The sequence below is a fragment of the Candidatus Magnetobacterium casense genome (genome assembly GCF_019173545.1).
GTDB lineage: Bacteria > Nitrospirota > Thermodesulfovibrionia > Thermodesulfovibrionales > Magnetobacteriaceae > Magnetobacterium > Magnetobacterium cryptolimnobacter.
Map to the genome: position 1 here is coordinate 1 of NZ_JABXWD010000509.1, position 2,146 is coordinate 2,146.

Sequence of the window (2,146 nt, forward strand, 5' to 3'; positions counted from 1 at the left end):
GGGCATCCACTTCTGGCGCATCCGCAAAGACGGTGGGATGACAAAACCCGACGCCTTCTCCATCACCGACAACGACGCCAGCTACGTCCTGCCCCCACAGAAGACCGGCGGCATCTTCACCACACACAAGACCTACGGCCTGATGGAACTGGCAGACGGCAAGACCCCCGCCGTGGACAGAGACGTCGAAAACACCGTCATGAGCTGGCCAAATCTCCTGATAGCCGAACTGGCCGTGTTCATGTTTACCCTGGCCATTGCACTGGTGTACTCCTACTACATAGATGCACCGTTGAAGGAGTTTGCAAATCCGCTGATACCGGAGAATCCGGCAAAAGCGCCGTGGTACTTCCTTGGTCTGCAGGAGCTGTTGTCCTACTCGGCCTTTATGGGAGGCGTGGGATTGCCCGGGCTGGCGCTCTTTGGTCTTATCCTGATACCCTATCTGGACAGAGAACAATACAACGTTGGTATATGGTTCACGGACAAAAAGGGCAGAGCCGTGGCATTAGAGGCATTTATCATCAGCGTAGTTGTGGTGATAGGGATGCTGGTCTTTGCCGTAAAGTTCGGTTGGCTCAGAAACTGGTTCCCCGACATACCGCAAATAATTATCACGTTCATAAATCCCGGCAGCTTATGGGTGGCGTTTATGATGGCGTGGTCGCTACATGTCATCAAGCGGACTGGTTCAACGAGGATGGGCGCTATGGCGTTGTTTGTGATGTTTCTGGTCAGCTACGTGATACTGACGTACTTTGCCACGGAACTGCGCGGACCTAACTGGGAATTTTACTGGTCAAAGGACCAGTGGCCGATCCACTGATGCCGGATAAGGTGTACACATAGATGATTAACAATAGAATAATCGATTAAGAGGTAAAAATGTATAGTAGATTTTACTTATCCGTACTATTAATATCATCGCTTCTTGTCATGACCTACCTTGCGTTGGTGGCATTTCATGGGGTGATGCCTGAGTGGAAATACTATCAGCTTGAGTACAAAGACATGCTGATAAAAAACGCAAAGGATGACTCATCAAGAAAGAGGGCGGAGGGCTTTGATGTGAAGTTGCAGCAGATATATCTCAGCGTCCTGAAGAAGGAAGACCGCTGCACGAGCTGTCACATAGGCGTAGACAACCCCATGATGGCAAGCGCCAAGGTCCCCTTTAAGGCACACAGCGGTGATTACCTGGCAAATCATCCGATAGATAAGTTCGGTTGTACCGTCTGTCACGAGGGACAGGGGCTTGCCACCAACAAGCGTGAGGCCCATGCCAAGGGACACACCTACTGGGACAATCCTATACTGCCGCTAAACTATACGCAGAGCGCCTGTGTACAGTGCCATGACGTTGACATGCTGAGTACCAAGGGCGGAGATAAGGTTGCCGAGGGTGACAAGCTCTTCCGTGAAAAGGGTTGTCAGGGCTGTCACAAGATAAACAAGGTCGGCGGAGACCTTGGCAAGCCCCTTGATGGTGTGGGATATCGTCCGATAGCTTACTTTTCGATGAAGCACGTCGTTGGCGATCACACGGTGCCCAACTGGTTGAAGCAGCACTTTGATGACCCGCGGGCCATAGTCCCTGGCAGTGAGATGAAGGTCAGGTTCAAAGACGCCGAGGCAGACCTGATGACGATCTTTTCGTTGACCCTCAGACCGTATGAGCTGCCTTTGGAGTACCGCAACAAGACCTATGCACGTCCATCCAAACAGGAGGGTGAGACGCTGTACAAGATGTACTGCAGTGCCTGTCACGGAGATGGCACAAAGAGCGTGTACGACGAAATATTCAAACGCACCATACCGGCGATACAGAATCCGTCGTTTTTAAAGCTCACAGATGACAAGAATCTCGAAACGATTATCAAAGAGGGTCGCAACGGCACTCAGATGACGGCATGGAAGTCAACGGCTGCAGGGGTTAGTGACGAGGAGATCGAGTCGATCATACAATACCTGGTCAGCAATAGGCCGGCCGAGGGCCATGAACCCTTCCCGATCAAGGACATCAATGCCAACGTCGAACACGGCAAGGAGGTCTTTGAATTGCACTGTGCCGTGTGTCATGGCAAGGATGGCAAGGCCGGAGAGAACCTGATAGGTATAAACCTCAGAAATCCTGCGGTTACAAAGC

Annotated in this window: 1 protein-coding gene and 1 pseudogene; both read left to right on the plus strand. The window is 51.6% G+C overall.

Features of this window, described 5'->3' with window-relative positions:
• A pseudogene (locus tag HWQ67_RS16965) lies at window positions 1-826 on the plus strand (cytochrome b N-terminal domain-containing protein); the annotation flags it as partial.
• A gap of 59 nt (window positions 827-885) precedes the next feature.
• On the plus strand, window positions 886-2,146 hold a 1,261-nt coding region (locus HWQ67_RS16970; RefSeq protein ID WP_218253874.1), incomplete at its 3' end, for a c-type cytochrome.